This is a genomic window from Micromonospora sp. WMMA1947, assembly GCF_027497355.1.
In the GTDB taxonomy this organism is placed as follows: domain Bacteria; phylum Actinomycetota; class Actinomycetes; order Mycobacteriales; family Micromonosporaceae; genus Micromonospora.
Genome location: NZ_CP114909.1, coordinates 2,366,914 through 2,384,236 on the forward strand (window position 1 = coordinate 2,366,914; position 17,323 = coordinate 2,384,236).

16 protein-coding genes and 1 tRNA gene are annotated in these 17,323 nt (G+C 71.5%); 11 read left to right on the forward strand and 6 right to left on the reverse strand.

The annotated features are described in order from the left end of the window. The first annotated feature begins 62 nt into the window (after nucleotides 1-62). Nucleotides 63-1,751: a S8 family serine peptidase gene (locus O7604_RS11405; RefSeq protein ID WP_281579597.1), complete on the forward strand. Its 1,689-nt coding sequence runs from the start codon at nucleotides 63-65 to the stop codon at nucleotides 1,749-1,751. A gap of 67 nt (nucleotides 1,752-1,818) precedes the next feature. Here O7604_RS11405 and O7604_RS11410 read toward each other — a convergent pair whose 3' ends face one another. Together O7604_RS11410 and O7604_RS11415 are read right to left on the reverse strand one after the other, a co-directional pair. Continuing rightward, the gene (locus O7604_RS11410; RefSeq protein ID WP_269703723.1) at nucleotides 1,819-2,838 is read right to left on the reverse strand and encodes a hypothetical protein; all 1,020 of its coding nucleotides are present in this window, start codon (nucleotides 2,836-2,838) and stop codon (nucleotides 1,819-1,821) included. Between the two features lie 210 nt (nucleotides 2,839-3,048). Further along, complete coding sequence (locus O7604_RS11415; RefSeq protein WP_269703724.1) at nucleotides 3,049-3,696, reverse strand: helix-turn-helix domain-containing protein; 648 nt, start codon at nucleotides 3,694-3,696, stop codon at nucleotides 3,049-3,051. Nucleotides 3,697-3,759: 63 nt separating this feature from the next. Here O7604_RS11415 and cysS point away from each other — a divergent pair, with 63 nt between their 5' ends. Together cysS and rlmB are read left to right on the forward strand one after the other, a co-directional pair. Then, nucleotides 3,760-5,175 carry a cysteine--tRNA ligase gene (cysS, locus tag O7604_RS11420; RefSeq protein ID WP_281579598.1) on the forward strand — a complete coding sequence of 472 codons (1,416 nt, stop codon included), beginning with the start codon at nucleotides 3,760-3,762 and terminating at the stop codon, nucleotides 5,173-5,175. Beyond that, nucleotides 5,175-6,296: a 23S rRNA (guanosine(2251)-2'-O)-methyltransferase RlmB gene (rlmB, locus tag O7604_RS11425; RefSeq protein ID WP_281579599.1), complete on the forward strand. Its 1,122-nt coding sequence runs from the start codon at nucleotides 5,175-5,177 to the stop codon at nucleotides 6,294-6,296. The genes cysS and rlmB overlap by 1 nt, the downstream gene beginning before the upstream one ends. A gap of 60 nt (nucleotides 6,297-6,356) precedes the next feature. Here rlmB and ugpC read toward each other — a convergent pair whose 3' ends face one another. Beyond that, nucleotides 6,357-7,448, reverse strand: coding sequence for a sn-glycerol-3-phosphate ABC transporter ATP-binding protein UgpC (gene ugpC, locus O7604_RS11430; protein ID WP_043327950.1), 1,092 nt, complete (start codon nucleotides 7,446-7,448; stop codon nucleotides 6,357-6,359). 364 nt (nucleotides 7,449-7,812) lie between these two features. Here ugpC and O7604_RS11435 point away from each other — a divergent pair. The 3 genes from O7604_RS11435 (at nucleotide 7,813) to O7604_RS11445 (ending at nucleotide 9,941) form a co-directional block, all read left to right on the forward strand. Then, a tRNA-Thr gene (locus tag O7604_RS11435) sits at nucleotides 7,813-7,889 on the forward strand. Between the two features lie 97 nt (nucleotides 7,890-7,986). Continuing rightward, complete coding sequence (locus O7604_RS11440; RefSeq protein WP_281579600.1) at nucleotides 7,987-8,814, forward strand: hypothetical protein; 828 nt, start codon at nucleotides 7,987-7,989, stop codon at nucleotides 8,812-8,814. Nucleotides 8,815-9,269: 455 nt separating this feature from the next. Further along, nucleotides 9,270-9,941 (forward strand): HNH endonuclease family protein, encoded by a 672-nt coding sequence (locus O7604_RS11445; RefSeq protein WP_281579601.1) that lies wholly within the window; start codon nucleotides 9,270-9,272, stop codon nucleotides 9,939-9,941. A gap of 110 nt (nucleotides 9,942-10,051) precedes the next feature. Here the strand turns inward: O7604_RS11445 and O7604_RS11450 are convergent, their stop codons facing one another. After that, nucleotides 10,052-10,966, reverse strand: coding sequence for a hypothetical protein (locus O7604_RS11450; RefSeq protein WP_281579602.1), 915 nt, complete (start codon nucleotides 10,964-10,966; stop codon nucleotides 10,052-10,054). Nucleotides 10,967-11,191: 225 nt separating this feature from the next. Here O7604_RS11450 and O7604_RS11455 point away from each other — a divergent pair, with 225 nt between their 5' ends. Genes O7604_RS11455 through O7604_RS11465 form a run of 3 tightly spaced genes read left to right on the forward strand, consistent with a single transcriptional unit; the run spans nucleotide 11,192 to nucleotide 12,709 of the window. Next, on the forward strand, nucleotides 11,192-11,593 hold the full coding sequence (locus O7604_RS11455) for an AraC family transcriptional regulator (RefSeq protein ID WP_187693841.1): 402 nt from the start codon (nucleotides 11,192-11,194) through the stop codon (nucleotides 11,591-11,593). Between the two features lie 35 nt (nucleotides 11,594-11,628). Continuing rightward, complete coding sequence (locus O7604_RS11460) at nucleotides 11,629-12,048, forward strand: VOC family protein (RefSeq protein ID WP_281579603.1); 420 nt, start codon at nucleotides 11,629-11,631, stop codon at nucleotides 12,046-12,048. A 49-nt stretch (nucleotides 12,049-12,097) separates the two neighbouring features. Beyond that, nucleotides 12,098-12,709 (forward strand): histidine phosphatase family protein, encoded by a 612-nt coding sequence (locus O7604_RS11465; RefSeq protein WP_281579604.1) that lies wholly within the window; start codon nucleotides 12,098-12,100, stop codon nucleotides 12,707-12,709. A 7-nt stretch (nucleotides 12,710-12,716) separates the two neighbouring features. Here the strand turns inward: O7604_RS11465 and O7604_RS11470 are convergent, their stop codons facing one another. Next, complete coding sequence (locus O7604_RS11470; protein WP_281579605.1) at nucleotides 12,717-13,373, reverse strand: type 1 glutamine amidotransferase domain-containing protein; 657 nt, start codon at nucleotides 13,371-13,373, stop codon at nucleotides 12,717-12,719. 76 nt (nucleotides 13,374-13,449) lie between these two features. Further along, complete coding sequence (locus O7604_RS11475) at nucleotides 13,450-13,902, reverse strand: protealysin inhibitor emfourin (protein WP_281579606.1); 453 nt, start codon at nucleotides 13,900-13,902, stop codon at nucleotides 13,450-13,452. A gap of 171 nt (nucleotides 13,903-14,073) precedes the next feature. Here O7604_RS11475 and O7604_RS11480 point away from each other — a divergent pair, with 171 nt between their 5' ends. Further along, nucleotides 14,074-16,473 carry a M4 family metallopeptidase gene (locus O7604_RS11480; protein ID WP_281579607.1) on the forward strand — a complete coding sequence of 800 codons (2,400 nt, stop codon included), beginning with the start codon at nucleotides 14,074-14,076 and terminating at the stop codon, nucleotides 16,471-16,473. Between the two features lie 75 nt (nucleotides 16,474-16,548). After that, nucleotides 16,549-17,313: an enoyl-CoA hydratase/isomerase family protein gene (locus tag O7604_RS11485; RefSeq protein ID WP_281579608.1), complete on the forward strand. Its 765-nt coding sequence runs from the start codon at nucleotides 16,549-16,551 to the stop codon at nucleotides 17,311-17,313. The last annotated feature ends 10 nt before the right edge of the window (nucleotides 17,314-17,323 follow it).

A 17,323-nucleotide genomic window follows, 5' to 3' on the forward strand; every position in this document is an offset into this window, starting at 1 on the left:
GGCGGAACCGGCTCCCGTGATGTGGGATGACACCACGTCCCTCAACGAGAGGATCTGATGTGGTGAGCAAGCGCTTCACCGTCGGCGCGGTCGCGGCTGCGGCCTCGCTGGCACTCACGGTGACCGGCCTGAGCATCCCGGCGAACGCCGCGCCGTCGGAGTTCCGGACCTTCACCGTGCTGGCCGAGAGCGGCGTCTCCAGCGACGCCGCGGTCGCCGCGATCACCGCCGCCGGCGGCAAGGTCGTCGCCCGCACCGACGACGTCGGCCTGTTCCAGGTCACCAGCGACCGGGCGGACTTCGCCAGCCGGGCCACCGCAGCGGGCGCGCTCGTCGGCGCGGCCGAGGAGAAGGCGATCGGCCGCAAGCCGAAGCTGGACCGGGTCGAGCAGGAGCACCTGCTGGCCGCCGCGGCGACCAAGGGCAAGGCCGCCAAGGGCAACGGCAAGAAGATGGACCCGCTCGACGACAAGCTCTGGGGTCTGGACATGATCCGGGCCGACAAGGCCCGCAAGATCGAGCCGGGCGACCGCCGGGTCACCGTCGGCATCCTGGACACCGGCGTCGACGCCAGCCAGCCCGACCTTGCGCCGAACTTCAACTGGGCGCTGTCGCGCAACTTCGCCCCGGACATCCCCGAGGTCGACGGCCCGTGCGAGGTGGCGAGCTGCCTCGACCCGGTCGGCACCGACGACGGCGGACACGGCACGCACGTGGCCGGCACCATCGGCGCCGCCGCGAACGGCTTCGGCCTCTCCGGCGTGGCCCCGAACGTCTCCCTGGTCGAGCTGAAGGGTGGCCAGGACAGCGGCTACTTCTTCCTCAACCCGGTGGTGAACGCCCTGGTGCACGCGGGCCGGTCCGGGCTGGACGTGGTGAACATGTCCTTCTACGTCGACCCGTGGCTCTACAACTGCACCGCCAACCCGGCCGACTCGCCGGAGGCGCAGGCCGAGCAGCGCACCGTCATCGAGGCCATGAAGCGGGCGCTCAACTTCGCGCACCGCAAGGGCGTCACGCTCGTCGGCTCGCTCGGCAACAACCACGAGGACCTGGGCGCGCCGCGCACCGACGTGAGCAGCCCGGACTACGGCGCGGACCCGTACCCGCGCCCGATCGACAACGCGACCTGCTGGGACCTGCCGGTCGAGGGTCCGCACGTGATCGGCGTGTCGGCGGTCGGCCCGTCCGGCAAGAAGTCCGACTACTCGAACTACGGCACCGAGCAGATCTCGGTGGCGGCGCCGGGTGGCTGGTTCCGCGACGGCTTCGGCACCGACACGTACCGCACCGACGCCAACATGATCCTCTCCACGTACCCGAAGAAGGTGCTGCAGGAGGAGGGGTCGGTCGACGAGAACGGCAACATCGTCGCCGGCTTCGAGAACTCGGTGTTCAAGCAGTGCACCGCCAAGGGTGAGTGTGGCTACTACACCTACCTGCAGGGCACCTCGATGGCATCGCCGCACGTCTCGGGCGTGGCGGCGCTGATCGTCAGCAAGCACGGCAAGAAGGAGGGCCGCAACGGCTACGGCATGGCGCCGAACCTGGTCGAGCAGCACCTCTACCGGACGGCGGCCGAGCACGCCTGCCCGGAGCCGCGGCTGCAGAGCTACACCAACGAGGGCCGGGACGCCGAGTTCGACGCGTACTGCGCGGGCTCGCTGAACTTCAACGGCTTCTACGGCTACGGCATCGTCGACGCCTACGCCGCCGTGAAGACCCCGGTCAAGCCGAACATCCGGCCGTAACGAGCGTTTCTCCGAGGTGGCGGTGTCCGGTGGTCCCGACGCCGCCACCTCGGCGTTCCGGCCCGCTTCACGGCCGCCACCCCCGGGCCACCAGTGCGGCGCGGATCTCCCGGACCAGGACGGGGAACTCCTTGCGCAGACGGCGGCCGGTCACGTGCAGCACCAGCCAGCCGGCCGCGACGAGCTGGTTGAGCCGCCGCCGGTCGAGGTGCGTCCGGTCCGCGTCGGCGTGCCATTGACCGTCGTACTCGACGGCGACCCGGAACTCCGGCCAGGCCAGGTCGGGGTGCAGGATCAGCCCGGTCGACACCCGCACCGGATACTGGGCCACCGCGCGAGGCAGGCCGGCGAGGACGAGACGGACCCGCAGGTGGGACTCGGGCGGGGACTGGGCCAGCCCGTCGGTCAGGCCGAACACCCAGGCCGCCCGCCGCCCACCGGGGCGGGATGCGTTCCGGGCCGCCTCGCTCGCCAGCGCCGACCGGTTCACCGAGCCGGTACGCAGCAGCCCGTCGATGATGCCGACCGCCTCCACCGGATCGGCCCAGACCGCAGTCTCCCAGGCGCAGGCGGCCGGCTCGGTGCGTGGCGGAGGCCCGGTCAGGATCATCGCCGCGCCGGGAGGCGACTCCGCGAACGGGTTCGATGCGGCGGCGGAAGCCGCCGAGACGGTCCGGCCGTGCGGTCCGGGCCCCCTCGCGGCGCTGCCGACGGGGACCAGAAGACCGCTGCGTGTGCTCGACATCGGGGCGTGGTGCACCCGGACACCCGGCTGCGAGTCGGCCCGGACCGTGGCCGGCAGGAGCACGTGCACGTCGTCGGTGAAGCCCGCGGCGTGCTCGACCCCGTGCAGGTAGGCAGCCGACGGACCGGCTATGGCCGCGCCGGGTGGCAGGCGCAGCAGCGCCGCGCGGCAGGCGAGCGCGTGGTCGCGGTCCAGTCGCGCGTCGGCGTAGACGTCCTGCCGGAGCCGGATCCAGGAGGCGCCGCGTAGATGATGCCGGGACAGCAGCCCGCGCCGGATCGCTTCCGAGCCCCGGAAGACCTGCCAGGCCAACTCCGGCGGTCGATGAGGATGAGGTGGCATGGGATGAGCGTGGCGGCGCACGGGTCGAGATCGGTACCCCTGTGGACAGCCGCCACCGTGCCGTCCTCCGCGCCCTGTGGACAACCCCCGCACGGCCCTGTCCGCGTGCTATAGACCCTCGGCCTGTCCATGATCGGCTCCAGCTCGGGGAGGTGGTGGTGTCCGGGGCGTGTTGATGCAGCCACTTCGCCGAGCTGACGTCGGGGCCGGTCAGGAGAGCGCGGCGGCAACCGCCTCGGCGGCTGCGGTGACCTGGGCGCCGACGTCCGCCACGTCGAGCGGGGTCAGCGACACCACCCCGACGCTGCCCTCCAGACCCGGTACGCCGAGCACCGGCGCCGCCACCCCGTACGCGCCCGACTGAAGCTCACCGCTGGTGCTCACCGGCCCCGGATCACCGGCCCGCCCGGCGAGCACCGCCCGGCCGGCGGCCCCGCGTTCCAGCGGATGCCGGGTCCCCGTCCGATACGCCACGTGGAAGGACGTCCAGCTCGGCTCGACCACAGCGAGCGCGACACCCTCGCCGCCCTCGACCACCGTCAGGTGGGCGGTCGCACCGGTGCCCTCGGCGAGCCGGCGCAGCGCCGGCAGCGCACCCTCGGCCAGCAGCGGCTGGGCGCGGCGGGCCAGGTGCAGCACGCCCACGCCGATGCGCAGGCGGCCCTCACCGTCGCGCCGCAGCATCCCGTGGCCGGTCAGCGCGCCGACCAGCCGGTAGACGGCCGCCCGGCCGATGCCCAGCCGGTGCGCCGCCTCGGTGACCGTCAGCCCGCCCGGCGCGTCCGCGACCAGGTGCAGCAGCCGCAGGCCCCGGTCCAGGGTCTGTGCCGTCTCTCCCGCGCGCGCCGCCGTGTCCACAGCACGCAGCGTACGACCCGGCTCCGGCCAACCCGGAAATGTGCGGACGGCTACCCTTGGGAGGTGACGCTACGCCTGTATGACACCGCCACCCGATCGGTGCGGGACTTCGTCCCGCGGGAAGCCGGCAAGGTGGGGGTCTACCTGTGTGGTCTCACGCTCCAGGCTCCGCCGCACATCGGCCACCTTCGCTCCGGCGTCAACTACGACGTGCTGCGGCGCTGGCTGCTCGACAAGGGCTTCGAGGTCACGTTCATCCGCAACCTGACCGACATCGACGACAAGGTCCTGGCCAAGGCGATGGAGCAGGACCGGCCGTTCTGGTCGATCGCGTACACGAACGAGCAGATCCTCGCCGCCTCCTACCGGGCGCTCAATGTGCTCCCGCCGACGTACGAGCCGCGGGCCACCGGGCACATCCCGGAGATGCACGAGCTGATCGCCCGGTTGATCGAGACCGGTCACGCCTACCCGGCCACCGACGGCTCCGGCGACGTCTACTTCGACGTGGCCTCCTGGCCGGCGTACGGCTCGCTGTCCGGCCAGTCCCCGGCGGACATGCAACCGGCCGGTGACGCCCCCGACCGGGGCAAGCGGGACCCGCGCGACTTCGCGCTGTGGAAGGGCGTCAAGCCGGGCGAGCCCGCCGACGCCTCCTGGCCGTCGCCGTGGGGTCGTGGCCGGCCCGGCTGGCACATCGAGTGCTCGGCCATGTGCTGGCGCTACCTGGGCCCCGAGTTCGACATCCACGGCGGCGGGCTCGACCTGACGTTCCCGCACCACGAGAACGAGATCGCCCAGTCGCAGGCCGCCGACCTGCCGTTCGCGCGCTACTGGGTGCACCACGGCCTGCTCGGCATCGGCGGCACCAAGATGGGCAAGTCGCTCGGCAACACGCTCGACCTCGACTACGTGGCGTCGCTCGGGGTCCGCCCGGTGGAGCTGCGCTACTACTACGTCGCCGCGCACTACCGGTCCCGCATCGACTACTCGGAGGACGCGCTGCGCGAGGCCGCCGTGGCGTACCGGCGGATCGAGGGCTTCGTGCAGCGGGCGGCCGAGCGGGTCGGCGGCGGCCGGCCCGGCGGCCTGCCGGCCGGTTTCACCACCGCGATGGACGACGACCTCAACACCTCGGCGGCGCTCGCGGCGCTGCACGAGGTGGTCCGTGACGGCAACACCGCGCTGACCGCCGGGGACGATGTGACCGTCCGCACGGCGCTGGCCGCCACCCGGGCGATGCTGGATATCCTCGGCGTCGACCCCCTGGATCCGGCCTGGACCGGCGGCGGCCGCACGGACGACCTGCGCGGCGTGGTGGACTCCCTGATCGCGCTGGCCCTGGAGCAGCGCGCGCAGGCCCGCGGCCGCAAGGACTGGGCTGCCGCCGACGCCGTACGCGACCAGCTCAAGCAGGCAGGCGTGGTCGTCGAGGACACCCCCCAGGGCCCGCGTTGGACTATTGGAGAGCAGGACTGATGGCCGGCAACTCGCAGCGCCGTGGCCGGCGACTGACGCCGAAGGCGGGTGCCCCCAAGGGCACCGGTGGCAAGAACAAGGACTCGCTCGCCGGGCGGGGCCGCACGCTGCCCGCCGACGAGCGGCCGTGGCACAAGGCGTACTCGGGCACGGAGAAGCTGCCCCAGCGCACCGCCTGGAAGCAGGACAAGGAGCGCCGCGCCGCCGCCGAGGAGGGCCGCGCGCCCAAGATCGGCCAGCCCGGCACGAAGGACACCACCTGGGGCAAGGGCGGTGGCCGGGGCACGCCCACGACCAAGGGCCGGGGCGGCAAGCCGGCCGCCGGCCGGGGCGGTCCCCGGGTCGCGCCGGGCCGCAAGGCCAACCCGGCGAAGGACAGCCCGGAACTGCTTGTCGGACGCAACCCGGTGCTGGAGGCGTTGCGCACCCAGGTGCCCGCGACCGCGCTCTACACCGCGCACGGCATCGACATCGACGACCGGGTCAAGGAGATCGTCCGCACCGCCGCCGACCGGGGGATCGCGATCCTCGAGGTCAGCCGCGCCGAGCTGGACCGGATGACCGGCGGCGTGCTGCACCAGGGCGTCGGTCTCCAGGTGCCGCCGTTCGCCTACGAGCCCTTCGACGACCTGGTCGCCGCCGCGCTGGAACAGGCCGCCCCGCTGCTCGTCGCGCTGGACGGCGTCACCGACCCGCGCAACCTCGGCGCGGTCATCCGGTCGGCCGCCGCGTTCGGCGCGCAGGGTGTCTTCGTACCCGAACGGCGTGCCGCCGGGATCACCGCGACCGCCTGGCGCACCAGCGCCGGCGCGGCCGCGCGCGTGCCCGTCGCCCAGGTCACCAACCTGACCCGGTCGCTGAAGGCGTGCAAGGAGGCCGGCTTCGTCGTGGTCGGCCTGGACGCCGACGGGCAGACCGATCTGTACGACCTGGAAGCAGCCGTCGGCCCGCTCGTCGTGGTGGTCGGCTCGGAGGGGCGCGGGCTGTCCCGCCTGGTCGGGGAGACCTGCGACCTGACCGTCAGCATCCCGATGGTCTCCGACGTGGAGTCGCTCAACGCCAGCGTCGCCGCCGCGGTCACGCTCGCCGAGGTCGCCCGCCGCCGGTCCGTCGAGGGCTGATCGAGAGCAACGAGAAGGGGCGGTCCGCCGTGGCGGGCCGCCCCTTTTCGCGTACGTACGTCAGATCCGCTGGCCGGTGGCGGAGTGGAAGACGTGGCTGCGGCCGGTACGCGGCTTGACGAACACGGTGTCACCCATGTTCGGCATGCTGCGCCGGTCGGTACGGACCACGAACCGCTCGTTGTGGCCCTCCAGCGCGGCGTGGCCGTAGACGTTGGCGTCCGAGCCGAGGTCCTCGACCAGTTCGACCACGACCGGCATGCCGCCCTCGGACGGGCTGACCAGGTCGCAGTCCTCCGGCCGGAAGCCGACGGTGACCTTGCCGTCGCCGCCCTCGGCGCTGGCCGCCTGGACCTGCTCGCGGGTCAGCGGCACGATCATCTCGGCGAACGCGCCGCCCTGCTCGGTCAGCTTCACCGTCTTGATGTTCATGGCGGGGGAGCCCATGAAGCCGGCGACGAAGACGTTGGCCGGGGTGTCGTAGAGCGCCCGCGGGGTGTCCACCTGCTGGAGCACGCCGTCGAGCATGACCGCCACCCGGTGACCCATGGTCATGGCCTCGACCTGGTCGTGCGTGACGTAGACGGTGGTGACGCCCAGCTTCGCCTGCAGCGAGGCGATCTGGGTACGGGTCTGCACACGGAGCTTGGCGTCGAGGTTCGACAGCGGCTCGTCCATGAGGAAGACCTGCGGCTCACGGACGATCGCGCGGCCCATGGCGACACGCTGGCGCTGACCACCGGAGAGCGCCTTCGGCTTGCGGCTGAGGAACTCCTCCAGCTGGAGCAGCCCGGCCGCCTCCTTGACCCGCCGGTCGATCTCCGACTTCGAGGTCTTGCGCAGCTTGAGCGCGAACGCCATGTTCTCGTACACCGTCATGTGCGGGTAGAGGGCGTAGTTCTGGAAGACCATCGCGATGTCGCGGGCCTTCGGGGGGAGGTGCGTGACGTCGCGGTCGTCGATGTAGATCGCGCCGTCGTCGACGTCCTCCAGGCCGGCGAGCATCCGGAGGCTGGTGGACTTGCCGCAGCCGGACGGACCGACCAGGACGAGGAACTCCCCGTCACCGATCTGGAGGTCGAGCTGGTTGACGGCGGGGCGCTCGGTGCCCGGGTAGATCCGGGACGCCTTCGCGTAGGTGACCGTAGCCATGATGGAGCGCTTCCTTTCACCGGCAGGAACGTGCCGGACGATCCGAGTGAAGGAGCGACCGGCGCCCAAGGCACCGGCCAACGGGGTCGTCGCTCAGGCAGCCGAGGCCGGCCGGAGTGTCGTCCGTGTCACTGCACGGTAAACGGCTTTCGCGATCGTGCCAAGACGTGGCGCTCGGGATGGGATGGACGGCATACACATAACGGTCAGTCGGGCACTGCGAGGCATCAATCTCCCGGTTGGGAGCGTGACCAGGTGATGATCCATCGGCCGCGCCGGTCGGGATGCCGACGTTTTCCGTGCTCGGGAGCCCTGCGAGGCGGGATTTCCGGGGGCAAGTCGCTATGCTGAGCGCGACGCACGCGCCCCTGTAGCTCAGCTGGCCAGAGCACTCGCCTTGTAAGCGAGATGTCGCCGGTTCGATCCCGGCCGGGGGCTCCAATTCCATCAGGCGTTTCGCGGCGGCAGCCGCTGCGATCCGGCCGGATGACAGCAACGAGGGTCACGACCGCCCGTCACAGGCCCTAGCCTGACGGCCATGACTCTTGATCTCATCCTGCTACCCGAGCCCGTCGGACAGCCCTCGCTGAAGGCGTCGGACGGCGAACGGAAGGGTGCGGGTGAGCCGTCCGACTCGCAGGCATGGGACGCCATCGTTTCCGGCGTACGGGACGTCGTCGGCGAGGTGGTTCTGGGCGAGGACGGCCCGAGCCGCACGCTGACGCACCAGCCCAGCGGCATTACGGTGCGCTACCGGTCCGGTGAGACGGCCATCAATCTGCCGTTCTGGCACAGTGGCAGTGACGTGGATGCTGAAGGGCTCGTCCGGACCATGTACCGGATCGGGCACGTGGTGGCGGACGCGACGGGCCTGGTCGCCCATGTTTCGCAACTGGGTGTGCCGCTGACCGAAGCTGAGTCCAGGATCGACGCTGCGGTCGATCTGCTGTTGGACGATCCCGTTTCGTCTCACCTCTGGCCGCGCGATGGGTTCCGGGTCTACTTCACCGGGTCCGTCACCCTTGCCGACGCCGTGCAGCGCCTGAAGTCGATGGTGGTGGCCGAGGAGAGCGACCGATTCATCGTCCAATGGTCCGATGGTCCCCAGCTGGAGGTGACCTTCGACGCGGGGCCACGGATTGTCGCTGAGGCCGCTGAGGTCGCCGAGGACTATGGCATCCCCGAGATGGCTACCTACGACCGCCGGTTCCAGGTCACGTTCGACGATCTCGACGAGGTGCTCCAGGAAGTCAACACCCTGATCGAGGTCAACCTACAGCTCCAGGACCTCACCGGAGGTTACGTGAAACGTTCCTGGAACGACGAGGTGTCGCCGCCGTACGACGACCCGGTGGACGGCAGCTAACGGACCTGCGGGCGATCGAAGCCTCGCCACACTGCTCGCCCTCCGGACAGGCGCCGACAGCACCGCAGGTCAGCTGACGGATCACAACCTGCCGCTCTGGTCCGTGAGGAACATGCCGGTCACGCCCACCACGGCCAGGGCCACGGCGACCGCGCGCCTACTGCAACAGGTCGACGGCCTTCCGGTAGTCCTCCGCCGCGGCGGCGCGTTCCTCCGCGCTGACCTGCTTCCGCCTCCTGCGGCCACCGGCGCCCCGACCCCCGCTCACGCCGCAGAAGATACAACTACCGTCACGCCGCCGCTGCCCTGAGTGACGCGGGCGGAGTCGGCGCGTCGGCGGTGCGGGGCGGCTCGGTGCTCGACAACCGGACAGCTGTTCTTTACAGGGACGCCGATCGATGGACATGATCGTCAGGGAAGGTTGCTGTCACTTTCCTCGACGAAGGGTCGCCGTCATGCCGATCACGTCCGTCACCCTCACCCCGCGTGCCTGGCGCCGTGCCGCCGCGATCACTGTCGCCGCCCTCGCAGCCGCCGTTCTCGCCGCCGTGAACGCGCAGCCGGCCTCGGCCACCCCTCCCGGCATCCCCTCCCGGGCAACGGCGCAGTCGCAGCTCAACGCGCTGACAGTGGCAGCACAGGGCTCGATGGCCGGCTACTCGCGGGACCTGTTTCCCCACTGGATCACCATCACCGGCGCCTGCAACACCCGCGAGCAGGTCCTCAAGCGTGACGGCACGTCCGTCGTGGTCGACAGCTCCTGTGCCGCTACGTCCGGCCGCTGGTACAGCCCCTACGACGGTGCGACCTGGTACGCCGCCTCCGACGTCGACATCGACCACGTCGTGCCCCTGGCGGAGGCGTGGCGGTCCGGAGCCAACTCCTGGACGACGAGCCGTCGGCAGAGCTTCGCCAACGACCTGACCCGCCCGCAGTTGATCGCGGTCACCGACAACGTCAACCAGGCCAAGGGCGACCAGGACCCCTCGACGTGGCAGCCGCCGCTGACGTCGTACCGCTGCACCTACAGCAAGATGTGGATCACCGTGAAGTACAACTGGGGCCTGACGCTCCAATCATCCGAGAAGTCCGCGCTGCAGAGCATGCTCGGCACCTGCGCCTCGTGACCGCAGGAGCCGTCGCTCGGGCCGGATGACAGCAGCGCGCACACCAGGGGCCGCCCCCGCCCCGGTGGGAAACCACCGGGGCGGGGGCGGCCGAAAACGGGTGGTGCGGGTCAGGGCGCCTCGACCGTGCTGACGGTGAACGTGATGCGGTTGTCCGCCGGGTCGACGTCCGGAGCGATCGCCCGGAACAGGTGGAACTGGATGTCGACCAGGCCCAGTTCCCCGACCGGGGTGTCGGCGGGCGCGTTGACGATCAGCGTGAGCGAGCGCTCCTCGCCGGTCATGAACGCGCCGCCCTCGACACAGTTGATCCCGCAGCCCTCGGTCCAGGGCTCCCCGACGCCGTCCGGCAGGCGTTCCACGGAGTACCAGACGGAATCGTGCGGCGCGTCTCCGGCGTACCGCAGGGTGACCGGCAACCGGCCCTCGAACATGCCGTCGGGCTGCCGTACCAGGGTGACCGCGTCGGGGGCGGTCACGCGCAGGTCGGGCTGCCGGTCACGCACGTAGGGCCGGGGGTCGGCGAGTGAGCCGGTCGTCGAGCGGAAGCGGGTGGAGAAGGTCTCGTCGGTAACGGTCCTGCCGCCGACGATGACGGCGAGGCGGCCCGCCCCGGCCTTCATCGCGTAGGGGCGCGTCGGGGTGAGGACCACGAAGTCGATGGTGAAGCTGCGCCGTTCCCCAGGGGTCAGCTCACCTCCGGGTACGTCGCACTCGACCCGGGTCCGCCCGTCGGGGAGGACGTCTCCGCTGCTGTAGCAGCTGATGCCCCACTCCACGTTCTCGTAGGAGCCGGGAATCGGCTCGGTGATCACGTAACTGGCCCGGCCGGGCTCGGCGGCCCGATAGGTCAGGTCGACAGTGAGCGAGCCGCGGTAGCCCCGCTCGGTCGGCTCCAGCACGAGCCGGTCGGCCACCGAGGCGGTCGACGGCCGCGCGGCCGCCGAGGCAGGTGCCGCCGCGACGGGCAGTGCCGCGACCAGGCCGACCAGTCCGGCCAGGGCGGTGAGTCTTCTGATGCGCATCAAGAACCCCCGTTCTTCGATCCACGGCAGGCGATCCGCCGCGAACGGATTGATGCTCGCACCTGCCGTCGGCGTGCGTGGTCCCGCGATGACATCGGGTAACCGACACGTCTTCGCTGCAACCGCACGGCGACTGGCGCGTAGGCCCAGGTGGACAGCGGTGGTCCGGCATCGGGGGCCGTGTTCGGGGTCGCTTCTCGGTAGGCTGGCCGGCGGGGGGACGGCGTGAGCAGAGCGGTCGAGGAGTCCAATCGGGCGATGCTGCGGGCCCGCGACGCGATGGACCGGGCGTACGCGCAGCCGCTGGACATCGCCGCGCTGGCCCGGATCGCCCACGTGTCCGAGGCGCACTTCATCCGTACCTTCCGGGCCACCTTCGGCGAGACCCCGCACCGCTACCTGCAACGCCGCCGGGTCGAGCGGGCCATGGCCCTGCTGCTGGAGACCGACCGCGACGTCACCGACATCTGCCTCGCCGTCGGCTTCAACAGCCTCGGCACGTTCAGCCGGACGTTCCACGGCATCGTCGGTGCGTCGCCCTCGGCCTTCCGGCGTCGCCGGGCCGCGCCGCCGGACGTGCCGAGCTGCTTCGCCAAGTCCTGGACCAGACCGAGCAGTTTTGGATAAGCAGCAGGTCAGGCCGCTGCTCTAGCGTCGTCGGCATGACGATGACTTCGACTTCCCGCTCGCAGATCTACGTGCTCGACCAGGACGAGGCGCTCGACTTCTACGTCGGGAAGCTGGGCCTGGAGGTCAGCACCGACCAGGACCTCGGCTTCATGCGCTGGCTCACCGTGAACGTGCCGGGGGACCCGGGCCGGGAGATCCTGCTGGAGAAGCCGGGCCCGCCGGCCCTGGACCCGAAGACCGCCGAGCAGGTCCGGGAACTGCTCACCAAGGGCGCCGCGGGCGGTTTCCTGTTCTTCACCACCGACGACGCGCACAAGACGTACGCGGACCTGGTCGCGAAGGGCGTCGAGGTGACCGACGAGCCGACCGACCGGCCGTACGGGATCGACTTCGGCATCCGCGACCCGTTCGGCAACCGCATCCGGATCGGGCAGATGCACCAGGGGCAGTGAACGGCGCGGCGGCGGGCTAGTCTCGCGGTCCCCGACCGTGGAGGCGCCGATGCCCAGCCGCCTGCTCTACCTGGTCCGCCACGGCGAGCAGGACCGCGCGGACCAGGAGGCCGACACCGGCCTGTCCGAGCGCGGCCGGCGGCAGGCGACGCTGCTGGGTGAACGGCTGCGCGGCACGCGCTTCGCCGCCGTACACCATGGGTCGGCCCGCCGGGCCGCGGAGACCGCCGCGCTGGTCGCGGCGTCGCTGCCGGGTGTTCCGGTACGCGAGGACGACCGGGCCGGCGACCACGTGCCGCACGACACAGACCCGGCCGACCTGCCGGAGTCGTACGCGGCGTTCCTGGCCGGCTTCACCGAGCGGGAGCGGCGCGACGGGCCGCGCGTGACAGCGGAGGCGGTGGCCCGGTTCGCCGCCGCCCCCGCGGAGGGTGACGTACGCGAGCTGGTCGTCACCCACAACTTCCTGGTCGCCTGGCTGGTGCTGAACGCGCTGGAGGCGCCGCCGCACCGGTGGATCGGGCTCAACCAGCAGAACTGCGGGCTCACCGTGATCCGCTACAGCTCGGGCGGCCCGCCGACGCTCGTCGCGCACAACGACGTCGCCCACCTGCCGCCCGAGCTGCGTGCCACCAGCCTGCCCGACGACTACCGGTTCTGACCGGCGCTCAGGGGATCAGCTTCACCACGGCGTCGGCGACGGCGCGGGCGGACTGCGGGTTCTGGCCGGTGACCAGGCGCCCGTCGACCACGACGTGCTCGGTGAAGTCAGGTGCCGGCACGTGCTGCGCGCCCGCCTCGCCGAGCTTGTCGGCGAGCAGGAAGGGCACCTCGTCGGTGAGCCCGACGGCCGCCTCCTCGCTGTTGGTGAACCCGGCCACCCGCTTGCCGGCGACGAGCCGGGAGCCGTCTGTGAGGGTGAGGTTCACCAGCGCCGACGGGCCGTGGCAGACGGCGGCCACCACGCCGCCGCGCTCGTAGACCGAGCGGGCGATCCGGGCCAGGTCGGGGTCGTCGGGGAAGTCCCACATGGTGCCGTGGCCGCCGGCGAAGAGGATCACGTCGTACCCGGCCGGGTCGACGTCGGCGGCCTTCGGGGTGTCCGTGACGCCGGCGGTGGCGAGGAAGTCGTTCTGGGTGCTGTCGTTCTCGTCCCGCCCGTCGACGGGCGGCTCCCCGCCGGCCACGGAGACCAGGTCGACGTCGTACCCGGCGGCCCGGAACACCTCCCACGGCTCGGCGGCCTCGCCGACGTAGTAGCCGGTCGAGCGGCCGGTGCGGCCCAGCTCGGAGTGACTGGTCAGAGCGATGAGTGCACGAGTCATGCCTTCCATGCTGGCCTCGTCGCCCGTCCGCCGGCCATAGGTCGATGTCACAGCGACAGCGGGTTTGAGAGCCGGGTCAGCCGGTGGCGCGGGTGAGCAGCTCGACCACCTCGGCGGTGACGGCCGGCGGCCGGGCGGCGGGCCCGCAGTCCACGTACCCGCTCTCGGCCGGGCCGACGGTGAGCCGGTAGGTGAACCCGTCGGCGCAGTTGTCCGGGCCCTTGGTCTCGGTGGCCTCGGCGGCCAGCCGGGGGTCGGTGGCGAGCTGTCGCAGCCGGGCGGCGTCCGCCTCGGCGAGCCGGCCCTCCTGGGAGGCGCCGGTCCGGTCGGTCTTCGTCCAGTGGCCGTCCGGCCGCACGGTGACGGTGTCCTTCACTCCGGCGATGCCGCCCGACTTCACGAGCACGACCTCGGTAGCGGGCAGCGGCGAGGGCCCGTCCGTGAGGACGGGCGGGGCGTCGGTGCGGGCGCAGCCGGCGAGCGGGACGAGAAGGGCGGCGGCGGCCGCCGCGGCGAGGGCAGCTCTCATACCGGATCGGACGCGCGACGGGACCACCCGGTTCCTGCCCACCGGCTCCTCCTCATCCGTTCGGTCAATGTCTCCGGCGGGATCTCGCCAGCCTCTTTCACGTTCTTCGATGTATCGCTATATCTACATCAGTGACTACCCCCGTCACAACTTCGCCTTCCAGGAGGGCCCGTGAAAAGATCCGTCGCCGCCGTCAGCGCAGCGCTGCTCACCAGCGGCGTGCTGGCCTGCGTCACCACCTCGGCGCAAGCGGCAGCGCCAAGCGCCCCCAGCCCCGAGACCTCGGCCGCAGCCCAGGCCGCGAGCCTGCTGCGCGCCAACCCCGGCGTCGTCCAGGGCGCCAACGGTGAGGCCTATCAGGCCGTCCGCACCAAGGTCGACCCCTCCGGGGCGGCGCACACCCGGTACAGCCGGACCTACCAGGGTCTGCGGGTGTACGGCGGTGACTTCGTCATCCACACCGCCCCGAACGGCACCATGACCAGCGCGTCGGTCAGCCTGTCCGCCCCGCTGACCCTGAGCACCAACGCCAAGGTCGGCGCGGACGCGGCGAAGGCCAGCGCCCGCAAGACGTTCTCCGGCTCCCTCACCTCGGTCGGCACCCCGGAGCTGTTCGTCGACGCCAGCAGCGGCAAGGGCCGCCTCGCCTGGGAGACCGTCGCGACCGGCTGGAAGGCGGACAAGCAGACGCCGTCGAAGCTGCACGTCATCACCGACGCCACCACCGGCAAGGTGATCGGCTCGTACGACGAGATCGAGACGGTGGCCGGCACCGGCCAGGGCATCTACACCGGCTCGGTCACCATCGACACGACGCTCTCCGGCAGCACGTACCAGATGATCGACCCGGTACGCGGCAACGGCCGTACCTGCGACATGAACAACGGGACCTCCACCTGCACCACGTTCACCGACGCGGACAACGCGTGGGGCAACGGCGCCACCTCGAACCGGCAGTCGGCCGCCGTGGACGCCCACTTCGGCGCCGCCAAGACGTTCGACTACTTCAAGAACGTGCACGGCCGCAACGGCATCTTCGGCAACGGCCAGGGTGTGCCGAGCCGGGTGCACTACGGCAACAACTACGTCAACGCGTTCTGGGACGGCTCCCAGATGACCTACGGCGACGGCTCGGGCAACTCCCGTCCGCTGGTCTCGCTGGACGTGGCCGGGCACGAGATGAGCCACGGCGTCACCGAGGCGCTGGCCGGGCTGGTCTACTCCGGTGAGTCCGGTGGCCTCAACGAGTCCACCAGCGACATCTTCGGCAACATGGTGGAGTTCTACGCCGCCGCGCCGAGCGACCCGGGTGACTACCAGGTCGGTGAGAAGATCAACATCAACGGCAACGGTACGCCGCTGCGCTACATGTACAACCCGTCGCTGGACGGCTCGTCCGACTCCTGCTGGTCCACCAGCACGAAGAACAAGGACGTGCACTACTCCTCCGGCGTCGGCAACCACTTCTTCTTCAACCTCGCCGAGGGCACCGGCGCCACCGCGTACGGCACCTCGCCGGTCTGCGGCTCGGCCCCGGCGGTCACCGGCATCGGCCGCGCCAAGGCGGAGAAGATCTGGTACCGGGCGCTCGACGTGTACTTCACCTCGAACACCTCGTACGTCAACACCAGCAACCCGGCCAACACCGCCCGCGCGTACACCCTGCGGGCCGCGACCGACCTGTACGGCAACTGCTCCACCGAGTACAAGACCGTCCAGGCCGCGTGGACCGCGGTGAACGTGGCCGGCAACGACGCGCCGTGCAGCTCGACCGGCAACGACTTCTCCGTCTCGCTCTCGCCGACCGCCGGTTCGGTGACCGCGGGTGGTTCGGTCTCCGCCACCGTCGCCACGTCCACCACCAGCGGGACCGCGCAGACCGTGACGTTCTCCGCGTCCGGCCTGCCGACCGGCGCCACCGCGTCGTTCAGCCCCTCCTCGGTGACCTCGGGCGGCTCGTCCACGCTCACCATCTCCACCAGCTCCAGCACCCCGAGCGGCACCTACTCGGTGACCGTCAACGGCAGCGCGGCGTCCGGCGCGAAGACCGCCACGTACTCGCTGACCGTGAGCAGCGTCGGCGGCGGCTGCACCGGCGCCGGCCAGAAGCTCGGCAACCCCGGCTTCGAGTCCGGCAACACGGTCTGGGCCACCACCTCCGGCGTCATCGGCCAGTACGGCTCGCAGGGCCAGCCGACCCGCACCGGTACGTGGAACGCGTGGCTGAACGGCTACGGCAGCACCCGCACCGACACGCTGTCGCAGTCGGTGAGCCTGCCGAGCGGCTGCTCCGCGTACTCCCTCTCGTTCTGGCTGCACATCGACTCGGCCGAGAGCACCAGCAGCGTCCAGTACGACAAGCTGAACGTGCAGGTGCTCAACTCGTCCGGCTCGGTGCTGGCCACGCTGGCGACCTACTCGAACCTGAACAAGGCCAGCGGCTACAGCCAGAAGTCGTTCAACCTGGCCGCGTACGCCGGGCAGACCGTCACGCTGAAGTTCACCGGCACCGAGGACAGCTCGCTGCAGACCTCGTTCGTGATCGACGACACCGCGCTCAACGTCTCCTGACCTGACCGCCCGACCCCGGGGCCCGGCGGCCACCCACGCGGGTGGTCGCCGGGCCCCGCCCGTTACGGTCGGCCCATGTCCGACGCGGAACTGACTGTCACCCTGGACGGCCCGGTGGCCACTGTCGTCATCCACAACCCGGCCCGGCGCAACGCCATGACCCCGGCCATGTGGCGGCAGCTCCCGGTGCTGCTCGACGGACTGGAGGCCGACCCTGCGGTACGGGTGCTGGTGCTCACCGGAGCAGGCGGCACGTTCTGCGCCGGTGCCGACCTGGGCGACCTGGACGAGCTGCTGGCCGCCGGTGACGGCAGCATCGCGGTGGCCGCCGAGGAACGGCTCGCCGCGTTCGGCCGCCCCACTGTGGCCGCGATCGAGGGCGCCTGCGTGGGCGGCGGCTGCCAGCTCGCCGTCGCCTGCGACCTGCGGCTGGCCTCGGCCGGCGCCCGGTTCGGCGTACCCCCGGCCCGGCTCGGCCTGGTCTACCCGGCGCCGACCACGCGGCGGCTGGCCGCGCTGGTCGGGCCGTCCGCCGCCAAGCACCTGCTGTTCACCAGCGAGCTGGTCGACGCCGAGCGGGCACTGCGGATCGGTCTGGTGGACGAGGTGCTGCCGGCCGGCGATCTGGCCGGGCGGGTGGCGGCGCTGACCGCCAGCATCGCCGAGCGCTCCCGGCTCACCGTGACCGCCGCGAAGGAGATCGTGGACGGGCGCGCCGACGCCGACCGGCTGGCCTGGTGGCACGGCCAGGTGCGGGACAGCGGCGAGGCCCGCGAGGGGGTGGCGGCGATCAACGAGCGCCGGCCACCGCACTTCGGCTGGATTCCGCCCGCCGTCTGACCGGACCGCC